Below are 22,479 nucleotides of genomic sequence, written 5' to 3'. Positions count from 1 at the left end.
GATGCTAGCTCCGGCGGGTGCCGGACCGTCCGGTTCCGGCCTCCACCAGCACCTGCCCCGCCGCCGTCCGCGCGTACAGCACGGACCGGCCCGCCCGCCGCCGCTCGACCAGCCCGGCGTCCAGCAGCACCCGCAGATGCCGGCCCACCGAGCCGAGCCCCTGCCCGGTCATGGCGACCAACTGGCTGGTGCTCAGCGGGGAGTCGAGAAGGACGAGCACCCCCGCCCGGGCGGTCCCGAGCAGCGCGCCGAGGCTCGCCGGCACGGTCCGGCCGCCGGGGTCGGTGAGCACGCCCGCGCACGCGTAGATCACCGCGTACCGGTCGGGCTCCTCCCAGGACACCCAGCCGGTCTTCGGGGTCACCGGCACGAACAGGAGCTCGGCGCCGGAGATCTCGCGGGGCGGGTACTCGTGCAGATTCACCTGGAGCCGGTTGTCACCGAGCCACCGGGTCCGGCCCGGCCGCAGTGCGTCCAGCGCCGCCGCCCAGCCGCCCCGGCTCACCTGCGCGGTACGGGCGACCACGTCCGCCTCCAGCACCCGCCGGCGCCGGTCCCAGTCCGGCCGTACGGTCTCGGTCCAGACGTACGTCAGCAGGCCGGCCGCGCGCTCGGGGAGGTCGTCCCGGTCCAGGGCGGCGGGAAGCGAGGCGGCGAGGGAGGTCCGCAGATGGGCGCGGGCCTCGTCGGGGCGGGCCGACCGCACTCGTGCCACCCCTTCCTCGAAGGTCTCCCGGTCTCTCGGGGTGGGCGTGAGGAAGTCGGCGATCCAGGACCGGCCGAGACCGGCGCGGACGAGCAGCGCGGTCACGGGGTCGGCGGCCAGCCGGGCCCGGTAGCCGGGCAGGTGGTCGCGCAGCCAGGCCCGCTCGCCCGGGTGCGCGGGTGTGCCCCGGTGCAGCAACTGGAGGCAGGCGAAGGCCTCGGCGAGCGGGGAGAGCACGAACCGGCTGGCCGCCAGGGTGTCGGCGTTGATCTGCCACCAGCCCACGCGCACCCCCGACGTTTCGCACCTGCGCGAAACAATAACCACGCGATCCGGGTCGCCGGAGACTCCCCGCATGCGCAGCTACCGTGAACTGTTCCGTACCCCCGAGTTCACCCCGTTCTTCCTGGCCGCGTCGGCGCAGACGGTCGCCCAGACGATGGGCGGACTGGCGCTGGGCACCCTGGTCTACCGGGCGACCGAGTCGCCGCTGCTGTCCGCGCTGAGCATGTTCGGCTCCTCGCTGGTGCAGGTGCTGGGCGCGACGCTCCTGCTCTCGGCGGCCGACCGGCTGCCCCCGCGCGCGGCCCTCACCGCCCTGCCCCTCCTCTTCGCGGCCGGCACGGCGGCCCTGGCCCTGCCCGGCTTACCGATCTGGGCCCTCCTCGCGATCGTCCTGGCCATGGGGCTGGCGAAGTCGGTGGGCGGGGGAGTGCGCTGGGGCCTGCTGAACGAGATCCTCTCCAAGGACGGCTATCTGCTGGGCCGCTCGGTCTTCAACATGATGAGCGGACTCATGCAGATCGCCGGATACGCGACCGGCGGCGCGCTCGTGGCCCTGCTGTCCCCGCGGATCTCCCTGCTGGCATCGGCCGCCCTCTACCTGCTGGCGGCCGCGGTCGTCCGCCTCGGCCTGACCAGCCGCCCACCCCGTGCGTCCGGCCGGCCCTCGGTGTCGGCGACCTGGCGCGCCAACGCCCTGCTCTGGTCGTCCGCACCCCGCCGCCAGGCGTATCTGGCCCTGTGGATCCCCAACGGCCTGGTCGTCGGCTGCGAATCCCTCTACGTCTCCTACGCCCCCGACTCCGCCGGCACCCTGTTCGCTTTTGCGGCGCTGGGCATGCTGGCCGGAGACGTCCTGGTGGGCCGCCTGGTCCCACCGCGCCTGCGCCCCCGCCTGGGCTTCCCGCTCCTGCTGCTCCTGGCCGCCCCGTACGTGCCCTTCCTCCTGCACCCGCCCCTCCCACTGGCGGCAGCCGCCGTCACACTCGCCTCGGTCGGCTTCGGGGCGAGCCTGGTCCAGCAGGAGCGCCTGGTGGCCCTGACGCCCGACGCCATGACGGGCCACGCCCTGGGCCTGCACTCGGCCGGCATGCTGACGATGCAGGGCGTGGCGGCGACACTGGCGGGCTCGGTGGCCCAACTGACCTCTCCGGCGGGGGCGATGACGGCGATGGCGACGGTGTCGGCAGGGGTGACGCTGGCACTGATGGCGGCGGCACGGCGGGAGCGGCGGGGGCCAGTCCCCGCGCGGCTCACTCCTCGTCCGGGGTGCTCTCCTCCGGGGCACCGCCCTCGATGAGCCGTTCCGCGATGTCGTCGGCCCACTCCTGGGCCCAGCGGCGGAGCCCGGCGACGGCCTCCGCGTCGAGGCCCTGGGCGGTGAACGCGCTGTCGTCGAGCCAGTCCGTGCCGGTCAGCCGGGCCTGGAGGTCGGTGAGGTCGAAGGGCTCGGGGGTGTGCCGGCGGCCGAGCTCCTCCAGTTCCGGGTGGCTCCAGCGGGCGGAGGCGGCGTGGACGTCGACCAGGTCGCGGGCGAGTCCGCGGTCGGCCAGGTCCCGCACGCGGGTGCCGACCAGGTCGTCGAGCGCGAGGGCCGGCCCGAGCTCGGTCGTCACGGGCGGGCGCCACAGCACCTCCTTGTGGAGGCCGACCTCGTACTCCTCTGCGGTCGCCGCGTCGGTGACGAGGAACTGGGCGGACAGCAGGTCGCTCTCCAGCGTTCGCACGAGCCAGCCGCGCGCCACCAGGCCCGTCCGCACGGTGTCGGCGATGCCGTCCATCCCGGCGGGGTGCTCGGTGGCGAGGTCCACGTCCCGGCCGCCGCGCCGCACCAGCCCGTGCGCCAGCACGGCGTACCCGCCCGCGAGGACGAGGCCGTACGCCTCACCCGCCGCGAGAAGATCACCGACGAGCCGCCGAACCGGCTCGGGGGCGGGGGGTGGTGCGGACATGTCCTGATTATCGCGTGGGGGATCATCAGGGGCGCGGGGAACTGCGCGACCGGCCCCACGGCGCCGCACGGAAACGCTACAGGTCCCCTACGGCTTGCGGCCCACGCCGCAGTACGCGTCCACCCCGGCGGCGTCGACATCGGCGGGCTCCGCCCGCCACTCCGGCACCCGTACCACTCCCGGCTCCACCAGCTCCAGCCCGTCGAAGAACCCGGCGATCTCGGCGACCGGACGGACGTAGTACGGCACGGCCCCGCTCGCGTTGTAGGCCTGAGACGCGGCGATCATGCCCTCACTCGTCGCGGTGCTGTCGCTGATCACCAGGTGGCTGCCGGACGGCAGTCCTGCCATCAGCCGCCGCACCAGCTCCCGCGCCTGCTCGTAGTCGGCGACATGCCCCAGCGTGTTGAGGATCATCAGACCGACCGGCCGGGACAGGTCGAGCGTGCCCGCGGCGGCCTTCAGGACCGCCACCGGGTCGTACAGGTCGGCGTCCAGATAGGCCGTCCTGCCCTCCGGCGTGCTGGTGAGCAGGGCATGGGCGTGGGCCAGCACGATGGGGTCGTTGTCGACGTACACGATCCGGGAGTCCGGTGCCACCCGCTGGGCGACCTCGTGCGTGTTGTCGGCGGTCGGCAGCCCGGTGCCGACGTCCAGGAACTGCCGCACCCCCTGCTCCACGGCCAGGTACCGCACGGCCCGTCCCAGGAACCGGCGGCTCGTGACCGCCACGTCGACCAGGCCCGGGAAGATCGACTTGATCTGGTCGCCGATCTCGCGGTCGACCTCGTAGTTGTCCTTGCCGCCGACGAAGTAGTTCCAGAAGCGGGCGGAGTGCGGCTTGGACGTGTCGATACGGGCACGCAGGCTGTCGTCGGGCACGGCGGGGCCTCCTGGGGGGCGGGGAAGGGGGACCGGGTCACCAACCTAGGTGAACTCCCCGGCCGGATACGGATGGTGTCCGGTCCCGCCACCGGGTCGGCGTGGGGTTTCGGCCACGCGGGAGCGCCCTACTCGCCTCCCCTCCCGAGGGGCGCGGTCGGCAGCCCGAAGTGCTCGGCGATGATGCGGATCGTGTGGGCGCCGTCCGGGTTGAAGTCCGGGTCGGTGTCGTACCGGGTGGTGCGGCCGACGATCCCTTGCTCCAGGAACTGCCGTATGAACAGGTCGGCCTGGCTGCCGAAGCGGCGGGACTCGCGACGCGCGCCGACGTTGAAGAGCGAGACGGCGAAGCCGCCGCGGCTGTAGGCGAACTGGTACGGGCGCTCGGCGCAGTGGGGCACCGCGTACCGGTCGCCGCACGAGCAGGCGGGCGTGGACGCCAGGAACACCATGTCGACATGGCTCTGGTCGGGCACGCGGTCCTGGTACCGGAAGCCGGTGATGTACTGGCCGAGCTGCTGGACGGCGCCGCCGTCGGGGGTGGTGTCCGGGTGGTGCGTCAGCCAGGCCCAGCCGTCGGTCGTGCCGGAGCCCGTGGGCGGCAGGCCCTCCTCGCTGAAGAAGCCGGTGAGGCCGGCCAGGGGGATCCCCCGGCAGAACGTGAGGAAGGCGGCGGGAGCGAGCCAGGTCATCGGTCCGTCACCGCCGGGGACAGCGGCGGCGAGGGCAGGGCGAAGAACCCGGCGACCGCCCTGACGATGCGGTCGTGGTCCTCGTAGTGGTGGTCGAAGCAGTCGTGCCGGGCATCGTCCGCCTCCGCGCACTCGGCGTCCGGCCCGATCAGGTTCGCGGCCAGCAACTCGGCGGACAGGTAGTCGGGGTTGTCCCCCAGCCGCTGCGTCAGGTCCTCGAAGCTGAACCAGGTGATCAGCCGCCCGTCCCGGTAGTACTCGAGATGCGGCGGGTGGGCCTTCGCGCTGCACGGCTCGGTCACGAACACGACGAGCTCGGCGCCCGCGCAGATCCGCCCGTAGGGCACGGGGTCGTAGTCCTCGACCTCGGCGTTGAACATGTCGTGGACGACCCACACCCACCCGTCGGCCTCCCCGCCCACCAGATGCTCCCGCCGCAGCTCGCGCAACCCCTCGGCCAGCGTCTCCGGTGTCATCCCGCGCGCGAACACGAGGTTCACCTCGTCGTGCCGGCCGGATTCCAGGACCGGGCCGGGCACATGCATCCATTCAGGCATGCGCCGCATCGTAGGAGCGGGCACTGACAACGGGCCGTGCGGCCCGGTCCTGCCCGGGTGGCGCGATGGCCCCTGGAGGCCATCGCGCCGTTCGCTCAGCCGGGGGCCACCGCGCGCCCCGTCTGCGGGGAGATCATCCCCGCGCACAGGCCCCGGGCCGCCAACCCCTGGGCGATGCGGGGGATCGCCGCGAGGCTGTTGGCGGACCAGTCGTGCATGAGGATGGTCTGGCCGTTGGTGAGGCGGGCGGCGGCCTGGACGATCGCTTCGGTGCTCGCGCCGTTCCAGTCCCGGGAGTCGACGTCCCAGATGATCTGGGTCAGGCCGTGACGGGCCGCGACCGACTTCACCGTCGCGTTGGTCTCGCCGTACGGGGGGCGGAACAGCCTCGGTGTGCCGCCTCCCGCGTTGGCGATGGCCTGCTGGGTCCGGGAGATCTCGGAGTCGATCTGGGCCTGGCTCAGGCCGGTCAGGTGCGGGTGGGTGTAGCTGTGGTTGCCGATCCACATGCCGGCGGACACCTGGGCCCGCACCAGGGACGGGTTGGCGGCGGCGTTCTGGCCCTGGTTGAACATCGTCGCCCGCAGCCCGTTGCGGCGGAGTGCGTCGAGCAGCCCGGTCGTGTTGCCGGAGGGGCCGTCGTCGAAGGTGAGGCCGACGTATCCGGTGCAGGCCTCGGCCCGGGACGGGGTGGCGGTCGCGGTTGTCGTGGTGGTGGCCGCGAGGGCGGCGGCCGCGGCCGCCGTGAGGACGGTCAGCCTCGTGAGCAGGGCGCGGAGCGGGGACCGTGGTGTGGTTCCCATCGTCAGCGCACCGTGATGGTGGAGCTGCCGCTGCTCTGGTAGCCCTCCGTCGCCATGATCATGTAGTACTTGAAGTTGCCCAGGGGCATGCCGGCCCGGGCCCAGGCGTCGAAGTGGTTGCCGGCCGTGATGGTGCCGCCCGTCCTCCTGGACTGCCGGACGCTCCAGTACTGGTCGAAGGTCCGCACGCCCTCGACGGACGGGGCGTTGTACCGGGTGGTCTTGTAGATGTCGTACGTACCGCCGTCGCTGGTGACGGTGCCCTTGTACTGGCCCGTGGGCCGGTACGTGCCCCAGTTGTCGACGATGTAGTACTCGACCAGCGGGTTCGCCGTCCAGCCGTAGAGGGTCAGGTAGGCGTTACCGGACGGGTTGAACGTGCCGGAGTAGTTCACGGTGCGGCGGGCGCCGTTGCTCCAGCCCTTGCCGGCGACGAAGTTGCCGGTGTTCCGCCATGACGTGCTGTACTTGCCGCCGGCGGACAGCGTCATGGAGACCGTGCCCGGGGCGTCGGTCCAGAAGGAGTAGAAGTAGCCGTTGTCGGTGCCGGTCCGGTTCTGGGTGATGACCGTGTCGGCGTGGGCGGTGCCCGGCATGCCGATGGCGGCGAAGGCGACCAGCAGCATGGTGCAGGCGCTGCTGATGAGCAGCCGTAAGCGGCTCGATGACTTCTTCATGGGGGTGCTTCCTCCTCGTCCTCGTGGGGGTCGGTCGATGGGGAGCCTGTGTCATCGGGAGTGTTGGCCGGGCCCTGTCAACTGTCAATGGTTTCGGTGAGACTTGCGAAATATTCGTCGGCGGCGATGGGGCGGTCGTGGGGCAGTCGTGGGGAATTCGCCCAGTTATGTGGGTAGTTGGTGGGCCGGAGGGCTGTCAGGTGGGTGGGTTCCCTGCCCTTGTGGTGCGGAGGGCAGGGTTCCTGTACTCGAATGTTTCGGACGGTTTTCGGACCAGGTCTCCGGATCACGTCCTCACGCCGGCACCGGCACCACACTGCGCCCCGTCTCGTGGGCGTACAGCGCCGCCCGGTCGTGCAGGGCCGCGTGGACCGCCATGTGGGCGTCCCTGCGGCGCTGGGCGGGGCCGTCGGGGAGGTGGAGGATGCCCGCGTTGCCGCGGGAGCCGCGCTGGACCTCGGCGGTGCGCGGGATGCGCAGGGACTCGTAGCGGGACAGGCGTTCCGGGATCGCCGGGACCGGCGCTCCCGCCAGGCAGGCGGCCAGGTCCATCGCGTCCTCGATCGCCTGGTTGGCGCCCTGGGCCATGAACGGCAGCATGGGGTGGGCCGCGTCGCCGAGGAGGGTGATGCGGTTCGTGGACCAGGTGCGCAGCGGCGGGCGGTCGTGCAGGGCCCACTGGTGGGTCGACTCGACCGCGTCGACGATGTCGGCCACCAGGCCCGTCCACGTACCGAAGACCGCCCGCAGCTCGTCCGGGTCGCCGGGCCGCGACCAGGACTCGCGGGGCGGGGCGTCGGAGGGCAGCGGCACGGTCGCGGCGTAGCTGAGGTACGCGCCGGACGCGACGGGGTAACACACGAAGTGCCCGCCCGGGCCGAGCCACAGCCGCACCAGCCGTTCGCGGGCCTCGGCCGGCAACGCGTCCACCGGGACCAGACCGCGGTAGATGCCGAGGCCCGAGTAGACCGGCTCGTCGCGGCGCAGCGTCTCACGGACCGTGGAGTGGATGCCGTCCGCGCCGACCACCACGTCCGCCTCGCGGACCGTGCCGTCGTCGAAGGCGAGCCGGACGCCCGCGCCGTCCGGGAGTTCGCGCGCCGCGCTCAGCCGCCGGCCGAGGCCGAGACGCTCCCGGTCGATCAGGGACAGCAGCGCGTCGTGCAGATGCGCCCGGTGGATCGTCAGGTACGGCGCCGCGAACAGGCGCTCGCACTCCGCGCCGAGCGGCGTGCGCGCGATGGGCCGACCGTTCCAGCCGCGTACCTCCATCGCCTCGATCCGCACCGCGTGCTCCTCCAGCGCCGGCCCGAGGCCGAGGCGCAGCAGGGGCCGGATGGCGTTGGGGGAGAGCTGGACGCCCGCCCCCACCTCGGCCAGTTCACGGGTCTGTTCGTGAATCACGTACGGCGTGCCGTTCGCGGTCAGCGCGCCCGCCAGGGTCAGTCCGCCGATGCCCGCGCCGACGACGGCGACCACCGGCCGCTCCCCGCCGGCCGGGCCCGCGGGGTTCCCGGGCTGCCGCCGCCCTTCTGTGTCTTCGCCCAACAGCACCTCAGGGACCGCCTTCCGGGTCTTCGCGCCACGTCCGCGCACCGCCGTGGTGCGCGCTGTCGACGTGGACGCACTGTCATCGGTCGAGTCCCGAGCATGTGGCGCCCGCCACCGGGCGGCAACGTCCCGCCCCGCCGTGCTGACAACTGTCGCCGCTTGCGTGACGGACGTCATCGAAACCCCCGTCACCCCTGCTGCCGCGCCCCCGCCCGGCCCTAACTTCCAGGAGAAGACGACCCCATGACGCACGACACCTGGAGGCACGCCGTGACACGCGAACGACGAGTGGAGCGACCGCGGTGACCGCGGTGGCCGTCGATGGCCTGCTCAAGAAGTACGGGGACCACGAGGCCGTACGCGGCGTCGACTTCACCGTCGAGGAGGGGGAGATCTTCGCCCTGCTCGGACCGAACGGCGCCGGCAAGACCACCACCATGGAGATCCTGGAGGGCTTCCGGCACCGCGACGGCGGTGACGTACGGGTCCTCGGCCGCGATCCCGGCGACAAGGCGGACGGGCGCGTGCTGCGCGGGCAGATCGGCCTCGTCCTCCAGGACATCGCCGTCGAGCCGTACCTGTCGGTGCGGGAGACCATCGCCCGCAACGCGGGCTACTACCCGGCCCCGCGCGGCGTCGACGAGGTCATCGACCTCGTGGGGCTCCAGGAGAAGCGGGACGCGAAGGTCAAGGACCTGTCCGGCGGGCAGAAGCGGCGGCTCGACCTCGCCCTCGGCGTGATCGGCGACCCGAAGCTGCTGTTCCTCGACGAGCCGACCACCGGCTTCGACCCGGGCGCCCGCCGCGGGGCCTGGGAGGTCGTACGGAGCCTGCGCGACGCCGGCACGACCATCCTGCTGACCACCCACTACATGGACGAGGCGCAGGCCCTGGCCGACTCCGTCGCCGTCATCGCCGCCGGGCGGATCGTCGCCACGGGCCCGCCCGACACCATCGGCGGGCGGGACACCGCCCTCGCCCGGATCCGGTTCGCGCTGCCGGCCGGTGCTGCCATCGACGACGTGCCGATCCCGGTCAGCGACGCCGAGGACGGTCTCGTCACAGCCGAGGCGAAGGAGCCGACGGCCGCCCTGCACCGGCTCACCTCCTGGGCCCTGGACCGGGGCACACCGCTGGAGCGGCTGACCGTCGAGCAGCCCACCCTGGAGGACGTCTACCTGGGGATGACCAGCTCGTACGTACAGCAGGACGCCTCGTCCCCGTCCACCGGGCGGGACCGCACACCGTCCTCGGCGGCGCGTGCGCGCCGAGGACGCCGACCCGGACGGAGCAGCCGATGACCAGCACCCTGCCCCCCACGACCACCGCCACCGGACGTCGGGCCCCACGCGCCGGGCGGGAGCGGCCCGACGAACGCGGCTCCCTCGCCCTGCTCGTCCATCAGATCCGCTACGAGCAGCTGTCGTTCTGGCGCAACCCGCAGTCGATGGTGTTCACCTTCGTCCTGCCGATCGTGATCATCTCGGTCTTCGGCGCCGTGTTCGCCGGCAGCGAGGGCCAGGACTTCTTCTTCGGCCTGAGCGGCCTCGAGTACTACACGCCGACCATCGCCGCCGTCTCCGTGCTGGGCGCCTGCTACGGCCAGCTGGCGATCGTCCTCGCCATGCGCCGGCAGACCGGCGTCCTCAAGCGGCTGCACGCCACCCCGCTGCCCGCCTGGGTGTACTTCGCGGGCCTGCTCGTGCACTGCATCGTCGTCAGCGTCGTCGACGTGGCGCTGGTGATCGGCGTCGGACGGCTCTACGGCGTGCAGTGGCCGGCGGAATGGGCGGTCCTCGCACTCACCCTGGTGCTCGGCGCGGCCAGCTTCTGCGCCCTCGGCGTCGGGGTGGCCTCGCTGATCCGAAACTCCGAAGCGGCGCCCGCGGTCGTGCAGTTCATCCAGTTCCCGCTGGTGTTCATCTCCGGCAGCTACTTCCCGATCCACTCCGAGGTGATGAACACCATCGCCGGGGTGCTGCCGGTGAAGCCGTTCAACGACGCCATGCTCGCGGCGTTCGCGCACGGCGCCGGCGTCCAGTGGAAGGAACTGGCCGTGCTGGCGGCCTGGGGCGTCGTCGGCGCCCTGATCGCCGTACGCAGCTTCCGCTGGGACCCGCGCCCCGAGTAGAGCCGACGCGACCCGACGACATCGAGGGGGCCTCCCGGAGGCCCCCTCGGCGCTTCGCCGCCGACCCCCACTTCCCGGCCATCAGAAGGGCCCCACCATGTCCGTGGACCACACCACCCGTCCGAACCCCGCCCTCCGCGGGACCTGGCGCCTCGAACCGGCCGGCTCCACCGTGGAGTTCACCGGCCGCCACTTCTTCTTCCTGCCCGTGCGGGGTTCCGTCCCGGTGCGCTCGGGCCGTGCCGAGCTCGGCACGGACGGTGGGCTCCTCCGCCTCGACGCCGCGGCCGGCGCGGCGGGCTTCGAGAGCGGCAACCCGCAACGGGACACGGCCGTGCGCGGCCCGCGCTTCCTGGACGCCGAGCGCTATCCCGAGCTGCGCCTCACCGGGGAACGACTCCTTGACGAGGACGGCCTGGGCCTGGCCGGCCTGCTGGAGGTCAAGGGCCGTGCCACGCCGGTGACGTTCACGGTCGACGAGCTGACCGTGCGGGGTGAGCGGGCCGTCGTACGGGCCGGCGCCCTGGTCGACCGGCACGCGTGCGGGGTCGGCGGCATGCGCGGCCTGGTCGGAGCGGAACTGCGGGTGCGGGTGCGGGCCGAGTTCGTACGGGAGGGATGAGCGGGCACGCCGAGAGGCCCGGCCGGTGAGGGGATTCCGGCCGGGCCTCTCGCGTGGGCGCCCACGGGGGCGGGGGATTCACCCCGTGGGGGCCGGGTCGGGGGCGGACGTGGACGCCGGGCCGGATGACCGGGCCGCTACCGGGGCCGCCGGGAAGACGTGGGACAGCCAGGCGTAGGTGCGCAGTTCCTCCAGCATGCTCAGGCCGAGACGGTTGTGGAGCATGTGGGCGTGCGAGAAGAGGATCATGCCGGGATGGACCGGCGAGTGGCGCCGGATCTCGGCCGCGTGGGCGGTCAGGGCCTCGTACCAGTCGGTGAACGGCCCATGGGCGTCCGGTGAGACGCCCGTCGCGGCCGGGTCCTGGTCGACCTCGGTGATCCTCTCGAGCAGCTCGCCCGGGTGCCCGGCGTCGCGCGCCCACGCCTGCCAGGCGTCCCGGCCCCGGGCGAAGTAGTGGGCGCGCTCGGCCGGGCCGCCGAGGGCGACGGCGGCGGACAGCGTGCCGCGCAGGGCGAGCCGGGCGCGCCGCGCCTCACTCGTGACGAGCGGGGCCAGCCGCAAGGCGAGTTCACTGGAGCGGTGGAAGAGGGCCTCGGCGGCAGGCATCAGCGTGCGGCCGCCGTAGCGCTCGTACTCGGGGTCGTAGTCGGCGCGGTGCACGCCGGGCGGCAGCAGCGCCTGGACGGTGGCGTTGACACCGGTCTCGCCGGCGGCGGCGAGCCGGGCCGCGCCCTCCTGGTAGGTCTCCCGTGCCAGCGGTTCCTCGCCGGGCGCGAGCCGGCCCGCGACGGCGAGCCGGTCGCGCAGGGCCTGCTCCGCGCGCGCGTACGCGTCCGGGGACAGGCCGGCGATCCGCAGCCGCAGGTGAGGGCCCGACTGCCAGTAGCGGATGAAGAACCAGGGCGTGCCGGGCGGCAGTTCGCCGACCGTCGGGCCGATGACGTCGGTCAGGACCCGGTCGTGAGCGCTGCGGGCCGTGGTGGCGAGGTGCAGGTGCCAGGCGCTCCAGTCGTGCGGTGCGGTGGTGGGCATACGCGTTCCTTGTCGGTCGGTGGGGCTGTTCCAGGGCCTTACGTGCGCAGGTCCAGCACGGCACCCCCGGTCTCGCGCGGTACGCCGACCACAGCGGACAGGACGATCGTCTCGTCCTCGTCCAGGGCGACGACCTCCTTGGTCTGGATCTCCTTGAACGCCCGGACCGGCCGGGCGAAGAGGCCTTCGGCGGCCGCGGCGAGACACAGTCCGTGGACCGCCCAGCCGCAGGCGTGCTGGGCGGCGCTCCAGCCGGCGGGGCCGAAGCGGGCGAACAGCTCGCGGGGGCGGACCGAGAAGAAGACGGTGAGGGGGGCATTGGCGATGCCGCAGCCGTTGACCGGCGTCAGGCCGTAGCCGTAGTTGGCCTCCAGGCCGGCCGGGGCGGTGGGGTCTTCGCGGAGCAGGTGTGCGGTGCCGTGGTGGACGCGGTGGACGCCGGGCGTGTGGCCGTCGATGTGCTGGACGACCGCGGTGACGGTGACCGCGTCGAAGGCGGCGGCGAGGGTCGGGTGCGGTGGGGGGACGCCCAGCCAGGCCAGGGCGGTGGTCAGGGCTCGGGTGGGCAGGGGGGTGCGGCACCGGGCCGAGTCCATGCCGTGCAGGGATCTCGGCATGCGGCCGGAGTGGCGGTGCCAGAGGAGTTCCGACCAGGTGGGGGTGTGAGGGGAAGGGGGGAGGGTGGGGGGTACGGCTGTGGTGAAAGGTGCAGGTGTGTTGTGGCTTGTCGCGCCCACGCGGCGGTAGCCGCATATCGAATGCTGCCCCGCGCCCCTGGAGGCACGTCTGTTGACGTGGATCACATGGCTGAGGGACGGATCATCCGCAGGGGCCGGGGTCTCTTGCAAAGACGGCCGGTCTGTCGGGGGATGTGGCTCGCCCACGTCGACCAGCCACGGCAGAGACCACTCCCAGGTGTGCTCCACGCCCAGTTCGCGCAGCAGGTCCGGGCCGGACTCGGTCGGGGGCGTGAGCGTCGCCGGCACCCCGAAGAGCTCCAGGCCCAGGCTGAGCGCACGCAGCACCATGCCCGTCTCGATCGCCACCAGTGAGCCCCGGAACCACTGGTACGCCAGCGGGATCGACGTGTAGCGGCCGGTCAGGGCGATACGGGTGGGGGTGCCCGTGCCGGGGCCCGTGAGGGTGTGGTGGGTGGGTTCCAGGAGGCGCCAGGCCCCGTCGTCGCCCGCGAAGGCGTGGACGGGGAAGAGGCAGCGCGGTGAGGCGTAGGGGCGGTGCTCGTTGTAGGGGTTCTCCGGTTCACGGCGCAGCGGGGCGAACGTCGCCGTCAGGGCGTGCAGCAGGGCGTCCGGTGTGGCAGGGCCGGGCGCTGGGACTTGCGGGTACGGCAGGGCCGACAGGCGGTCGGTCGTGCCCGTCGGCAGCAGGGTCGCCGGCCCCGCCGGGCGCGGGGGCGGGGGCGGCACGTGGGCGTCGGGGGGCGGGGTGCTCGCCCAGGTCCACGGCGGTGGTTCCGGGCGGTCGTCCCCGGCACCGTAGGCGTACCACAGGGGCTCGCGGGCGATGCTGTTGTCGCCCTCGGGGCCCGGGAGGTCGACCGGGGCGCGCCGTACCCAGGTCTCGGCGGGGGCCGTCACGGGAACGGGTGGGGGTCGTAGGGGATCGCCCGGTGCTCCTGGCCCGTGCCGCGCAGGGCGGCGCGGAGCCGGGGCAGGCCGTCCAGGCGCTGCTGGGCGTGGCCGAAGCACATCGGCACGATGCCGGGGACCACGGCGCGGGCGACCGCGATGCCGGCGTCGGCGTGCTCCCGGCTGGTCTGGTCGACGACGACGATCCGGTCCAGGCCCGCGTCGGCGAAGAGCGAGGCCACGTACCGCAGGGTCTCGCGCACATCGCCGTGCGCGGCGCGCTCCAGTCGGCCCGGCCAGTCGGGGAACGCCTCGTCGAGCGTGACGGCCGGGCCGCCGAGTCCGGCCAGGGCACGGTCGCGGGTCTCGGGAATGGAGGAGAACCGGACGTGGTCCTCCAGTTCCTCCACGCGCCACGGGTCCTCGACCATCCGCTCGACCTGCTCGCGGGTCCAGTCGACCGGGTTCGTGACCAGCTGGGCGACCTCGCGCAGGGCGCCGCGGATCGCGGACTCGGGCTCGGCCCCGGAACCGGCCGAGGAGAAGGTCGCCGGGAAGGGATCCTTCTCGTTCACGGCGATCACCCACACCACCGGCAGGCCGATGTCCCGGGTGGCGACCAGGAGATGGACGTCGTAACCGCGGGCCCTGATCAGTTCGACCATGGCCCGGCTCGTGGGATCGGCGAGCGTGGAGACCGGGACGTGGGGGAGCGGGCGCGCCCGGTACCAGGACGTCAGGAACGCGTCCCGCTCCGCCAGTTCGAACAGGGCGTGCAGGGCGGCCTCTTCGTAGTTGGCGCCGACCGCGCAGCCGCTGGAGCAGTCGAAGAAGTAGTGCCTGCGGTGCGCGGCACCGGCCACGCGGGCGGCGCGCCGGTCGCGGCGGAAGGCGTACTCGTACTGGTAGAAGGCGTGGTCGGCCGGGACCAGCAGGGGTGTGCCGTCGGCCAGGTCGTGGCCCCAGGCCCAGTCCATCGGGGTGTCGTCCGTGAACGGCGTGGCCCTGCTGGTGGGATGGGCGAGCTGCTCGGCGGTGTAGCGGCCGAGGCTGCCCGGGTCCACGGCCTGCCCGGCGACCTCGCGGTAGGAGCGGCCGGTGACCAGGGGGATGTCGTACGGGTAGCCGCCGAGCCGCTCGTACGCCTCCAGGACGGCGACCGGTTCGGTCTCCGCGAACGTACGCGCCCTGCCGTGGCCCATCGCCGGGGCGTCCGCGACGACCGCCATGCTCATCGCGAACGGGGCGTGCGACTCGCGCAGGATCGCGCGCACCGGCCCGAAGCGGTCGTCCACGAGCCGGTCCCGCAGGAAACCGGGCTCGACGAGACGGCTCGCCGCGGTGCGCGTCGCGTCCCCGGGTACGGCGGGCCGGGAGCGCAGGGGACGGGGCGCCGGGGGGCCGGTGCTCACCAGGTCCTCGGGGGACGGGCCGCAGACCGGGCAGTGGAAGCTGCGGGCGATGCGGTGCCGGCGGGTGCCCCGGACGGTCACCGAGTAGGCCTCGCCGGGTGCGAGGGGGCGGCCCGCCAGGTGCTCGAGGCCGGTGCGCAGCAGGTCGGGCAGGACGGGGGCGGGGGCGGCGGGGACCCGCGTGGCCTGGGTGAGGTCGCCCACGAGGGGGTGGTCGAGGACGGTGCGCTCGCGTACCTCGGCGCAGGCGGCACAGCCGGAGGTGGTGCCCGGCATCCACAGCGGGCCGACCATCACCTCGTCGTCGTACACCCGCACGGACAGGTGCGGTCCACGCGCCTGTACGAGGCGGTCGCGCTCCCAGGCCAGGTCCCAGCCGAGGTTGACGGAGACGGTGGCCCCGCTCGCGCGGGCCAGTGGGGCGAGGGCGGGCAGCCAGTCGTCGTGCGCCGTCGGGTGCAGGGCGGGACCGGCGTGCACCGCGGTGGTCGGGTCAGTGGTCGGCATCGGCGGACTCCTCGGCGGTGCGGTCGGTCGGGACGGTCACCGGGCCGTGCCAGAAGGGGAGTTCGCCGAGCACCGGGTCGGTGCGGCGGGGCTGCCCCCGGTAGCCGTTGAGCGCGGTGAGCTGCTCCCGCAGCGCGGCCCGTGCGGTGTCGTCCGCGGTCAGCAGGGCGTCGGTGGAGAGCCGGCCGGCCGTGCCGCCGGTCTGGGCGGCGGCGAGTGCCGTGCACAGGGCGGCGTACGTGGCCTCGGCGGGGGTCGGGCCCCAGCCGGCGCCGAGCGGCCGCCCGTCGACGGTGACCTGGGCCAGCGGCCAGCCGACACCGGGGTACCGGGCCACGGTGAGCAGGGCGGCGGTGCCGCCGAGCAGCGACCGCAACTCGGCGCGGATGCGCCGGCCTTCGGCGTGCAGCGGGGCGTCCGCGTCGGGGACGAAGGCCTGCTGGTCCCCCGCGAGGTGACGCAGGGCGCCGTCGAGCAGCCAGTGCTCCTGGGTGAGGCCCGCCGCCGGGGTGCCGGGTGTGCCGGTGGCGCGGTCGCGCAGGGCGGCCAGGGCGGCGGCGATGGTCGCCGTCTCCTGGTGGGCGGCCCAGGCGGTGACCGTGCCCGTGCGGTCGGCCCGGTGCTCCGCCGCGCGCAGGGCGAGGGGCATCTGCGGCAGGTGCTCGCCCCGCGCGGAGGCGAACAGGCCGGTCCAGCGGGCGGTGAGGACACCGGCGGCCTCGAGCGCGGCCTCCGGTGCGGGGAGGGGCTCGGCGGGGGCGTCGCCGAGACGGACGGCGACCGCTTCGTGCACGGGGGCGCCCGTGACGGTGACGCGGTCGGCCGTCAGATCGGGGCCGTGGACGACATGGGCCTCACCGGACTCCGCGACACCCGTGAGGGTGTCGGTCAGGAGCTGTGCGGCGAGGGCTCCCGCGAGGGCGTGGGCGACGGGCCCGGTCGCCGGTTCGACGCCCTCGGCGTCCGCCCAGGCCCTGGCCCGGTCCCGGAAGTCCTCCCAGACGCCGGGCGCCACACCGACGGGCCCGACGAGCACCGGCCCGGGACCGAGCAGCACGGGCACGTGCAACGTTCCGTCCTGCTCGGTCCAGGCCCGGTCACCGTCGAGGAACTCGACGACGACCCGCGGCACGCCCTCGGTTCCTCCGGATGCTGTCACCGCCGGTTCGCCGACGGGAGCTCCAGCACCGAATCCGTACACCGCCGGGTCGCCGACGGGATTGCCGATACCTGGGCCGTGCCGCGCCGGGTCGCCGACGGGAGTTGTGGTGGTGGGCCCGTGCCGCGCCGGGTCGCCGGCGGGGGTCGTGGTGGTGGGTTCGTGTGCCGCCGGGTCGCCGGCGGGGGTCAGGGTCTGGGGTGTGCGCGCCGCCGGGTCGCCGGCGGGGGTCAGGGTTTCGGGTGTGCGCGCCGTCGGGTCGCCGACGGGGTTTGCGGTACCTGGGCCGTGGGTCGCCGGGGTGCCGGCGGGGATCAGGGGCCCTGGGCCGCCTACGGAGCCGCCGCCGGACAGCAGCGAGGGGTCGGCGAACATCGCGGGGTCGCAGACGGGGACCAGGGGCCTCGACGTGTCGGGGACGGTGGTCGCCGTCACGTCGGTCACGCCCGCCCGGCGCAGTCCGCGCAGGGCCGGAGCGGTCGCCGTCTCGGGGCCGTGCAGTCGTACCCGGGCACGGCGCAGGCGGGCGAACGCCGCGTACGGGTCGTCGAGGCGGGCGGTGAGACGCGCCAGCGTGCCGGCGTGGCGGGCGGCCACCTCGGCCGGCGGCTCCGGCTCGGTGAGCGCGGCCGGGTCCAGCAGCAGGCCGTTCTCGCGGAGCTGGGCGAGCAGGTGCCGTACCGCCGGCCGGGCCCGCTCGGTGCCGAACCCGGCGACCAGGGCGTCCTCCGTCGTGCCGGCCCGGAGCAGTGGTACGCAGCCGTCCGCCACCGCGTACAGCAGCTCCGAGCCGCGCAGCACGAACTGTCCGCGTGTCCCGCTGAAGTAGACACCCCCCGGCACGGGCGCGTAGTGCAGCCCGGGCCGGGCCTTGAGCACCGCGGCGCGGACCGTCCCCGCCAGGCTCCTGTCCAGATCGGTCACTGTCACGGCCGGACCCCTTCCGCTTCGCCGTTGTTCACCGGGTCGTACACGAACCGCCCCCCGGCCCTGCGCCCCACTTCCAGCACCCACTCCGTCGCGTGCGTGCCGTCCGTGACGCCGGGCAGGGCCTCCTCCAGGTAGCTCGTACCGGCCCCGCGGCGCTCCAGCATCCGCGGCAGGACCCGCACCGCGAGCGCGCTGGACAGATCGACGTACTGCGGCTTCTGCTGGAGGCGCTTGGACTGGACGTCGGGGGCGCCGACCGACAGCGGGCCCTCGTCCTCCGGCGCCGACTTGATGACGACCTCTTCGGGGACGCCGTACCGGGCCCGCCACGCGGTCAGCGCGAGGAGCCGCTCGTGTTCGTCGGGCCCCGCGGCCACGGCCGTGTCCAGTTCGGCGCCGCCGTACCAGCGCCGCCGCCCGATGAGGACGTCGCCGACCGCCATGCGCGGCGCGACGCGGGTCCGCTTGGCGTCCCACGGGGACGCCGCGTGCCAGGAGTTCGGCAGGCTGTTGAAGAGCCGGCCGCTGATCACCAGGCCGGAGGCGACCGACAGCGGCGGCGGGAACAGACCGGGGTGGCCCGTGCCCAGCGGCAGCACCCGCAGCGGGGCTCCGTCGGCGTCCTCCACCCGCAGCGTGTCGCTCTCCGGGTCGTGTGCGAGGCGCAGGCCGAACCAGTCCTCGGAGGTGAGGCCGCCCGGCAGTACCGGCGTGTGCGCGTTGACGTTGAGGCGGTGCAGGCCCAGGTCCTCGGTGAGGCGGGTGCCGTCGTGGCCGTAGAAGCGCCGCAGGTGATCGGCGAGGCGGGGCAGGGCGTGGCCGCCCTGGCGGCGGTCGGCCTCCAGGAAGCGCGCGTACAGCATGCCGTGGCCCGGCAGTCCGTCGTTGAGGACGAGCTGGTCGCCGGCCTGCTGGAGCAGCACGCCGTAGATCAGCGGGTCGCTGCGGAAGCGGTCGGGCAGCGACCGGGTCAGTTCGGCGACGTCCCCCGCGGTGAGCCTCAGGGTCTCCTCACCGGCCTGGGCCGTTTTCGTCAGGAGGGCGTGCACCTCCTCGGACAGCTCGCGGCGCAGCAGGTACATGCGCTCCAGGCAGCCGTCGGCCGGTCCGATCCCGGACAGCGCGGCGGCCTGCCCGGTGCCCTCGGGCCCGTACACGGCGGCCATCGCGGCGGCCCGCCGGGAGACCTCCCCGACGATGAACGCGGCGTGCTCGGCGAGCGGCACGTTCGCCCCGGCGCCGAACCGCTCCACGAACGCGGCGGTCATCAGGACCCGTACGTCGTGCAGCCAGTCGAAGACCGTCAGCAGCTCCACCGCGGGGCCGAGGTCGGCCAGCGGGGCGTGCCAGTCGGCGGCCGCCACCTTCAGCGGCGGCATGACGTAGTCCTCCTCGACGGTGATGTGCGCCGGGCGGCCCACCGCCTGGCTGAACCGGCCGAGGTCCCCGCGCAGTTCCGCCAGCAGCGCACCCCGCTCGGCGGCCGGCGCCTCGGTCACCCGGGGCAGTCCGGCCCGCACCCGGCCCGCCAGCTCCCGGACGCCGGGCCGCTGTTCGGACTCGGGCAGCGTCAGCAGGTCGTCGTAGTCGCCGGCGGCGGTCTGCTCCTCGGGCCGGCCGAAGGTGCACAGCACGCCCTGGTGCAGGGCCTGCCGGACGCGCCGCTCGGCCTCCTCGGCGGGGCAGCCGGCCCGGCGGGCGACGTGGGCGACGACCGCCGGGAACCTGCGCGGCCCCATGGACAGCGCGTCGAGCAGATCGCCCACGGGCCCGTCGAGCGGCACGGCGAGGCGGTGCATGCCCTGGTCGGAGAACTTCAGGAAGTACAGCTTGCCCGTCTCCGGGTCGGGCGCCGAGGTCGGCGGCATCCCCACCCACAGGCCCGCGAGGTCCGTGCCGTCGGCGGGCAGGCCGCCGAGCACGTAGTGCAGCATGACCCGGTCCAGGCCCGGCACGGCCCGCGCGCCGGTGAAGGGCACCTCGCCGGGGCGCACGGCCTCCGGGTCGCCGGCCGGGGCCGGTTCGGCGATGCCCACCGCGGTGAACCGGGACAGCGGGCTGGTGCGCACCATCGCCCGGGTCACGTACTGGATCAGTCCGCGCTCCGACTTGCGGGTGCGGGCGGACACCTTGCCCGGGCCCTCGACCGCGGCGCGGTAGCGCTCGGCCTCCTGGTGCACCTCGGGCGCGACGAGGGCGAGGGAACGCAGCAGGTCGCCGTCGCCCAACAGGGCTGCCAGGACCGTGCGTTCGCGGTCGGCCGCGGCGGGATAGCCCGCCGTGATCGCGGCGCGCAGCCGCTCCCGCCCGGCGTGCGCGGCCAGCCAGCGGGTCACCGAGGGGGTCGCCTCCGGGCCCTCGGGCGTCTTCTTGGGGCCGCGGCCGTTGTGGATGGCGCGGCGCAGGGCGATGAGCTCGCGGCGCTCGGTGTCCGAGGCGGCCGCGCCGATCCGCTCGTACAGCTCCTGCGAGCACACCTCGGCGGCTTCCGCCAACTCGGCTTCGGCGCAGGCGAGTTCATCCAGCAGGCGGCGCTGTTCCGGGTCGGCGAGGCGGGCCCTGCGCAGCGGGTTGACGCGCAGGAACCACTGGGGCTCGGGGCTGGTCATCGCGTGGCTCCCGTCGGTTCCGTGGTGGTGAGGCGCTCCCGCCAGCTGCTGCCGAGCACCTCGTCCACCGTCTCGGCCAGGGCGAAGCACATGTAGTAGCGCTGCATCGGCGAGACCGTGAGCAGGGGGAGCTGCTGGTAGAAGAGGTTCGTCAGCAGGCGGTAGGCGGCGAAGAACGGGGACGGGGTGCTGATCGCCCCGGAACCGTGCACGGTCCGGTGGAAATCGGTGTCCGGCTGCTCGCCGCGCGGCACCGCCGTCTCCGCCCCGGGCGGGCCCATCCGGCTGCGGTCGACGCCGTCGGTGACGGAGTCCAGCAGGTCCGGGGTGAGGGCGCTCGTGGCGACGGCGTGGTCCAGGACCCCGGCGCCGTAGGCGAACGCGGTGCGCCACCGGGCGGCCGCCGGGGACACCGCGCCGCTCAGCCGCTGTTCGACGACCTCGCGGAGCCGGGGTGCCTCCTTGGCGAGGCGCTCCTGGAAGACGGGGCGCATGTCCTTGCGCGGAGCCGCCCAGGCGAGGAACGCCTCCACGTGCGACCGGGGCGAGAACACCCCGTAGGCCGGTCCGAGCGCATGGGTGTCGACCAGGGCGGCGAACGCCTCCGCGAGGCGGACCGTGCCGCTGCCCGGGTCCTCGGCCAGGTCCTCGATCGTGGACAGCACCGGCGTCGCGAGGGCGCCGTACACCACGGTCCGCAGGGCGTCCAGGCGTGGCTCCCGGGAGCGCAGCGCGGGGTCGCCGGGGGCGACGTGCAGCACCGCGCCGTGCTCGCGCAGCGGCAGGTACGGGGGCTCCACCGCTTCGAGCCGGCCGAACTCCCGGGCCTGCTCCAGGTACACCTCCTCGGTCAGCGCCCGGGCCGGGTCGAGGGGGCCGGCGTCCAGCCGGGCCTCGATCCCCGCCCAGTCGACGGCACCGCCGGGCGCCCCCGCCCCGACCGGGGCGAGCACGTCGACGTGCGGTCCGTGCAACCAGCCACGCCGCACCTGTACGCCGGGTACGCCCCGCTCGCCCAGTTCGCGGGCGACCGGGACGACGTGCCGCGCCAGCCAGGCCGGTGTCACCGGCATCCGGGTATGGAGCCGCACCCCCGTCAGGCCGGCGGAATCCGGCCTCACGGCAATGCGCTCCGGAGCGTCAACCCCCATGTCCTTTCACCTTCCGAGAAGTACCGCAATGAATTCGAGAACGTGAGTCACATCATTGGCGCCGGAAATTCGAGTCGGAAGGGAAAACGGTCCGGCGCTTACATACGTCATCGTTTCCGTGACGCTCGGCCGGAGCCGAGTGATCGGAATGTTCTATTCCGTTTCAGGGGCGTCGGAGGGCTGGCCGAAAACCGCCAAGAAGGCGGATGGGCCGGTGTATTCTCCGCGAGTGACATCTACGTCCCCCACAACGCCCCCCACCCCTTCCGCGACGGACGCCGAGTGCCTCGCCCTCACCCGTAACCTGCGCCGCAGGGGAGTTCTCGTGCTCTCCGTGTTCGCCCTGGTGTGGGCCGTCGCGGCGGCCTCCGGGACCGGTTCGGCGACGGACGTCGTCCCGCTGGGTATCGAGGTGGCGGCGCTCGTGCTCACGGCGGTGGCGATCTACCTGGGGTACCGCCAGGGCGCCTCGCCCTCGCCCCGCATGGTGAGCCTGCCGGCGAACTGGGCGCGTGGCGTGGGCATCGTCAACTCCGTCGAGCTGGTGGCCATCTTCGCCGTCATCGCCGTGTCCAACGCCTCGGGACACGCCGAGGCCGTCCCGGCGGGCATCGCCCTCGTCGTCGGACTGCACTTCTTTCCGCTCGCCCGGCTGTACGACCAGTGGCAGTACCGGTGGACGGCGGCGCTGCTGACGGCCGTCGCGGTCGTCGGCTTCGTCCTCGTCGCCGCCGGCCTGTCGAGCGAGACCGTGCGGATCGTGGTCGGGCTGAGCAGCGCGGTGGTGCTGTGGGCCTCGTCGTACCACCTGGCCGTGCGCGGCTGACGTCCCCCACTGCCCGAACGCAAGGATGTGCCCGACCGGCCGAGGCCGGGCAGGCGCATCCTTCTGCGTTCACGCTGTCGTGCTCAAGCGGTCACGCGGGCTCAGCAGGCCGAGCAGGTGCTGGACGACGAGGAGGAGGTGCCGATCGAGCCGCTGGAGGCGCCCATCTCCGGCAGGGCGACGCCGTCGGTGACGTCGAGCGTCTCCAGCTCGTCCGCGTCGAAGCCCTCGAACGCCTGGTCCACGTCCTGGTTCTTGATGCCGTCGGTGCTCATGTCGAATCCTTCCGGGAATCCGTGGTGAGGGTGGGTCAGCAGGCCGAGCAGGTGCTGGACGACGAGGAGGAGGTGCCGATCGAGCCGCTGGAGGCGCCCATCTCCGGCAGGGCGACGCCGTCGGTGACGTC

General features: G+C 73.9%; 21 protein-coding genes. 5 read left to right on the top strand and 16 right to left on the bottom strand.

From position 1 onward, the window contains the following. Positions 1-4 precede the first annotated feature (4 nt). Entirely contained in the window at positions 5-991 is a 987-nt protein-coding gene (locus ABZ192_RS21060; RefSeq protein ID WP_356925964.1) for an ArsR family transcriptional regulator, read from the bottom strand. Between the two features lie 70 nt (positions 992-1,061). On the opposite strand from ABZ192_RS21060, the gene ABZ192_RS21055 reads away from it, so the two are divergent. Next, positions 1,062-2,288 carry an MFS transporter gene (locus ABZ192_RS21055; RefSeq protein ID WP_356925963.1) on the top strand — a complete coding sequence of 409 codons (1,227 nt, stop codon included), beginning with the start codon at positions 1,062-1,064 and terminating at the stop codon, positions 2,286-2,288. On the opposite strand, the gene ABZ192_RS21050 is transcribed toward ABZ192_RS21055, so the two are convergent. From ABZ192_RS21050 to ABZ192_RS21020, 7 genes are all read right to left on the bottom strand, one after another. Then, positions 2,242-2,940 (bottom strand): hypothetical protein, encoded by a 699-nt coding sequence (locus ABZ192_RS21050; RefSeq protein WP_356925962.1) that lies wholly within the window; start codon positions 2,938-2,940, stop codon positions 2,242-2,244. The genes ABZ192_RS21055 and ABZ192_RS21050 overlap by 47 nt on opposite strands. Positions 2,941-3,027: 87 nt before the next feature. Beyond that, positions 3,028-3,822: an SAM-dependent methyltransferase gene (locus ABZ192_RS21045; RefSeq protein WP_356925961.1), complete on the bottom strand. Its 795-nt coding sequence runs from the start codon at positions 3,820-3,822 to the stop codon at positions 3,028-3,030. 128 nt (positions 3,823-3,950) lie between these two features. Then, entirely contained in the window at positions 3,951-4,514 is a 564-nt protein-coding gene (locus ABZ192_RS21040) for a hypothetical protein (RefSeq protein ID WP_356925960.1), read from the bottom strand. Beyond that, a complete protein-coding gene (locus tag ABZ192_RS21035; protein WP_356925959.1) occupies positions 4,511-5,071 on the bottom strand; it encodes a hypothetical protein in 561 nt (186 codons plus the stop codon). The genes ABZ192_RS21040 and ABZ192_RS21035 overlap by 4 nt, the downstream gene beginning before the upstream one ends. 95 nt (positions 5,072-5,166) lie before the next feature. Then, complete coding sequence (locus ABZ192_RS21030; RefSeq protein WP_356925958.1) at positions 5,167-5,874, bottom strand: polysaccharide deacetylase family protein; 708 nt, start codon at positions 5,872-5,874, stop codon at positions 5,167-5,169. 2 nt (positions 5,875-5,876) lie between these two features. Continuing rightward, positions 5,877-6,500, bottom strand: a complete 624-nt coding sequence (locus ABZ192_RS21025) for a glycoside hydrolase family 11 protein (RefSeq protein ID WP_356926047.1) — start codon at positions 6,498-6,500, stop codon at positions 5,877-5,879. 345 nt (positions 6,501-6,845) lie between these two features. Next, complete coding sequence (locus tag ABZ192_RS21020) at positions 6,846-8,105, bottom strand: FAD-dependent monooxygenase (RefSeq protein ID WP_356925957.1); 1,260 nt, start codon at positions 8,103-8,105, stop codon at positions 6,846-6,848. 299 nt (positions 8,106-8,404) lie between these two features. Between ABZ192_RS21020 and ABZ192_RS21015 the strand changes: the two genes are divergently transcribed. The 3 genes from ABZ192_RS21015 (at position 8,405) to ABZ192_RS21005 (ending at position 10,855) form a co-directional block, all read left to right on the top strand. Next, entirely contained in the window at positions 8,405-9,403 is a 999-nt protein-coding gene (locus ABZ192_RS21015; RefSeq protein WP_356925956.1) for an ABC transporter ATP-binding protein, read from the top strand. Continuing rightward, the gene (locus tag ABZ192_RS21010; RefSeq protein WP_356925955.1) at positions 9,400-10,233 is read left to right on the top strand and encodes an ABC transporter permease; all 834 of its coding nucleotides are present in this window, start codon (positions 9,400-9,402) and stop codon (positions 10,231-10,233) included. Before ABZ192_RS21015 ends, ABZ192_RS21010 begins: the two co-directional genes overlap by 4 nt. A gap of 97 nt (positions 10,234-10,330) precedes the next feature. Then, on the top strand, positions 10,331-10,855 hold the full coding sequence (locus ABZ192_RS21005) for a YceI family protein (RefSeq protein WP_356925954.1): 525 nt from the start codon (positions 10,331-10,333) through the stop codon (positions 10,853-10,855). 78 nt (positions 10,856-10,933) lie between these two features. Here the strand turns inward: ABZ192_RS21005 and ABZ192_RS21000 are convergent, their stop codons facing one another. From ABZ192_RS21000 to ABZ192_RS20975, 6 genes are read right to left on the bottom strand one after another with little or no spacing between them, the layout of a single operon-like run. Continuing rightward, complete coding sequence (locus ABZ192_RS21000; RefSeq protein ID WP_356925953.1) at positions 10,934-11,890, bottom strand: thiopeptide-type bacteriocin biosynthesis protein; 957 nt, start codon at positions 11,888-11,890, stop codon at positions 10,934-10,936. 38 nt (positions 11,891-11,928) lie between these two features. Further along, on the bottom strand, positions 11,929-13,488 hold the full coding sequence (locus ABZ192_RS20995; RefSeq protein WP_356925952.1) for a nitroreductase family protein: 1,560 nt from the start codon (positions 13,486-13,488) through the stop codon (positions 11,929-11,931). Then, positions 13,485-15,398, bottom strand: coding sequence for a TOMM precursor leader peptide-binding protein (locus ABZ192_RS20990; RefSeq protein ID WP_356925951.1), 1,914 nt, complete (start codon positions 15,396-15,398; stop codon positions 13,485-13,487). The genes ABZ192_RS20995 and ABZ192_RS20990 overlap by 4 nt, the downstream gene beginning before the upstream one ends. Next, positions 15,385-17,487, bottom strand: a complete 2,103-nt coding sequence (locus ABZ192_RS20985; RefSeq protein WP_356925950.1) for a hypothetical protein — start codon at positions 17,485-17,487, stop codon at positions 15,385-15,387. Before ABZ192_RS20985 ends, ABZ192_RS20990 begins: the two co-directional genes overlap by 14 nt. Continuing rightward, on the bottom strand, positions 17,484-20,096 hold the full coding sequence (locus ABZ192_RS20980; protein WP_356925949.1) for a lantibiotic dehydratase: 2,613 nt from the start codon (positions 20,094-20,096) through the stop codon (positions 17,484-17,486). Before ABZ192_RS20980 ends, ABZ192_RS20985 begins: the two co-directional genes overlap by 4 nt. Then, complete coding sequence (locus ABZ192_RS20975; protein WP_356925948.1) at positions 20,093-21,169, bottom strand: hypothetical protein; 1,077 nt, start codon at positions 21,167-21,169, stop codon at positions 20,093-20,095. Before ABZ192_RS20975 ends, ABZ192_RS20980 begins: the two co-directional genes overlap by 4 nt. A 307-nt stretch (positions 21,170-21,476) precedes the next feature. Between ABZ192_RS20975 and ABZ192_RS20970 the strand changes: the two genes are divergently transcribed. Then, positions 21,477-22,073, top strand: a complete 597-nt coding sequence (locus ABZ192_RS20970; RefSeq protein WP_356925947.1) for a hypothetical protein — start codon at positions 21,477-21,479, stop codon at positions 22,071-22,073. A gap of 101 nt (positions 22,074-22,174) precedes the next feature. Here ABZ192_RS20970 and ABZ192_RS20965 read toward each other — a convergent pair whose 3' ends face one another. After that, positions 22,175-22,348, bottom strand: coding sequence for a thiazolylpeptide-type bacteriocin (locus ABZ192_RS20965; RefSeq protein WP_086563659.1), 174 nt, complete (start codon positions 22,346-22,348; stop codon positions 22,175-22,177). 35 nt (positions 22,349-22,383) lie between these two features. Continuing rightward, on the bottom strand, positions 22,384-22,479 hold a 96-nt coding region (locus ABZ192_RS20960; RefSeq protein WP_356926046.1), incomplete at its 5' end, for a thiazolylpeptide-type bacteriocin.

Source organism: Streptomyces sp. NPDC006235 (assembly GCF_040613735.1).
In the GTDB taxonomy this organism is placed as follows: Bacteria; Actinomycetota; Actinomycetes; order Streptomycetales; family Streptomycetaceae; genus Streptomyces.
The sequence above is the reverse complement of the archived record's forward strand: the minus strand, read 5'-3'. Positions and strand labels throughout refer to the sequence as shown.

Bases quoted from the DNA above. Each gene is read 5' to 3' on its own strand.
- ABZ192_RS21055 (WP_356925963.1), top strand. From the start codon at position 1,062: ATGCGCAGCTACCGTGAACTGTTCCGTACCCCCGAGTTCACCCCGTTC.
- ABZ192_RS21050 (WP_356925962.1), bottom strand. From the start codon at position 2,940: ATGTCCGCACCACCCCCCGCCCCCGAGCCGGTTCGGCGGCTCGTCGGT.
- ABZ192_RS21040 (WP_356925960.1), bottom strand. From the start codon at position 4,514: ATGACCTGGCTCGCTCCCGCCGCCTTCCTCACGTTCTGCCGGGGGATC.
- ABZ192_RS21035 (WP_356925959.1), bottom strand. From the start codon at position 5,071: ATGCCTGAATGGATGCATGTGCCCGGCCCGGTCCTGGAATCCGGCCGG.
- ABZ192_RS21030 (WP_356925958.1), bottom strand. From the start codon at position 5,874: ATGGGAACCACACCACGGTCCCCGCTCCGCGCCCTGCTCACGAGGCTG.
- ABZ192_RS21025 (WP_356926047.1), bottom strand. From the start codon at position 6,500: ATGCTGCTGGTCGCCTTCGCCGCCATCGGCATGCCGGGCACCGCCCAC.
- ABZ192_RS21010 (WP_356925955.1), top strand. From the start codon at position 9,400: ATGACCAGCACCCTGCCCCCCACGACCACCGCCACCGGACGTCGGGCC.
- ABZ192_RS21005 (WP_356925954.1), top strand. From the start codon at position 10,331: ATGTCCGTGGACCACACCACCCGTCCGAACCCCGCCCTCCGCGGGACC.
- ABZ192_RS21000 (WP_356925953.1), bottom strand. From the start codon at position 11,890: ATGCCCACCACCGCACCGCACGACTGGAGCGCCTGGCACCTGCACCTC.
- ABZ192_RS20990 (WP_356925951.1), bottom strand. From the start codon at position 15,398: ATGCCGACCACTGACCCGACCACCGCGGTGCACGCCGGTCCCGCCCTG.
- ABZ192_RS20980 (WP_356925949.1), bottom strand. From the start codon at position 20,096: ATGACCAGCCCCGAGCCCCAGTGGTTCCTGCGCGTCAACCCGCTGCGC.
- ABZ192_RS20975 (WP_356925948.1), bottom strand. From the start codon at position 21,169: ATGCCGGTGACACCGGCCTGGCTGGCGCGGCACGTCGTCCCGGTCGCC.
- ABZ192_RS20965 (WP_086563659.1), bottom strand. From the start codon at position 22,348: ATGAGCACCGACGGCATCAAGAACCAGGACGTGGACCAGGCGTTCGAG.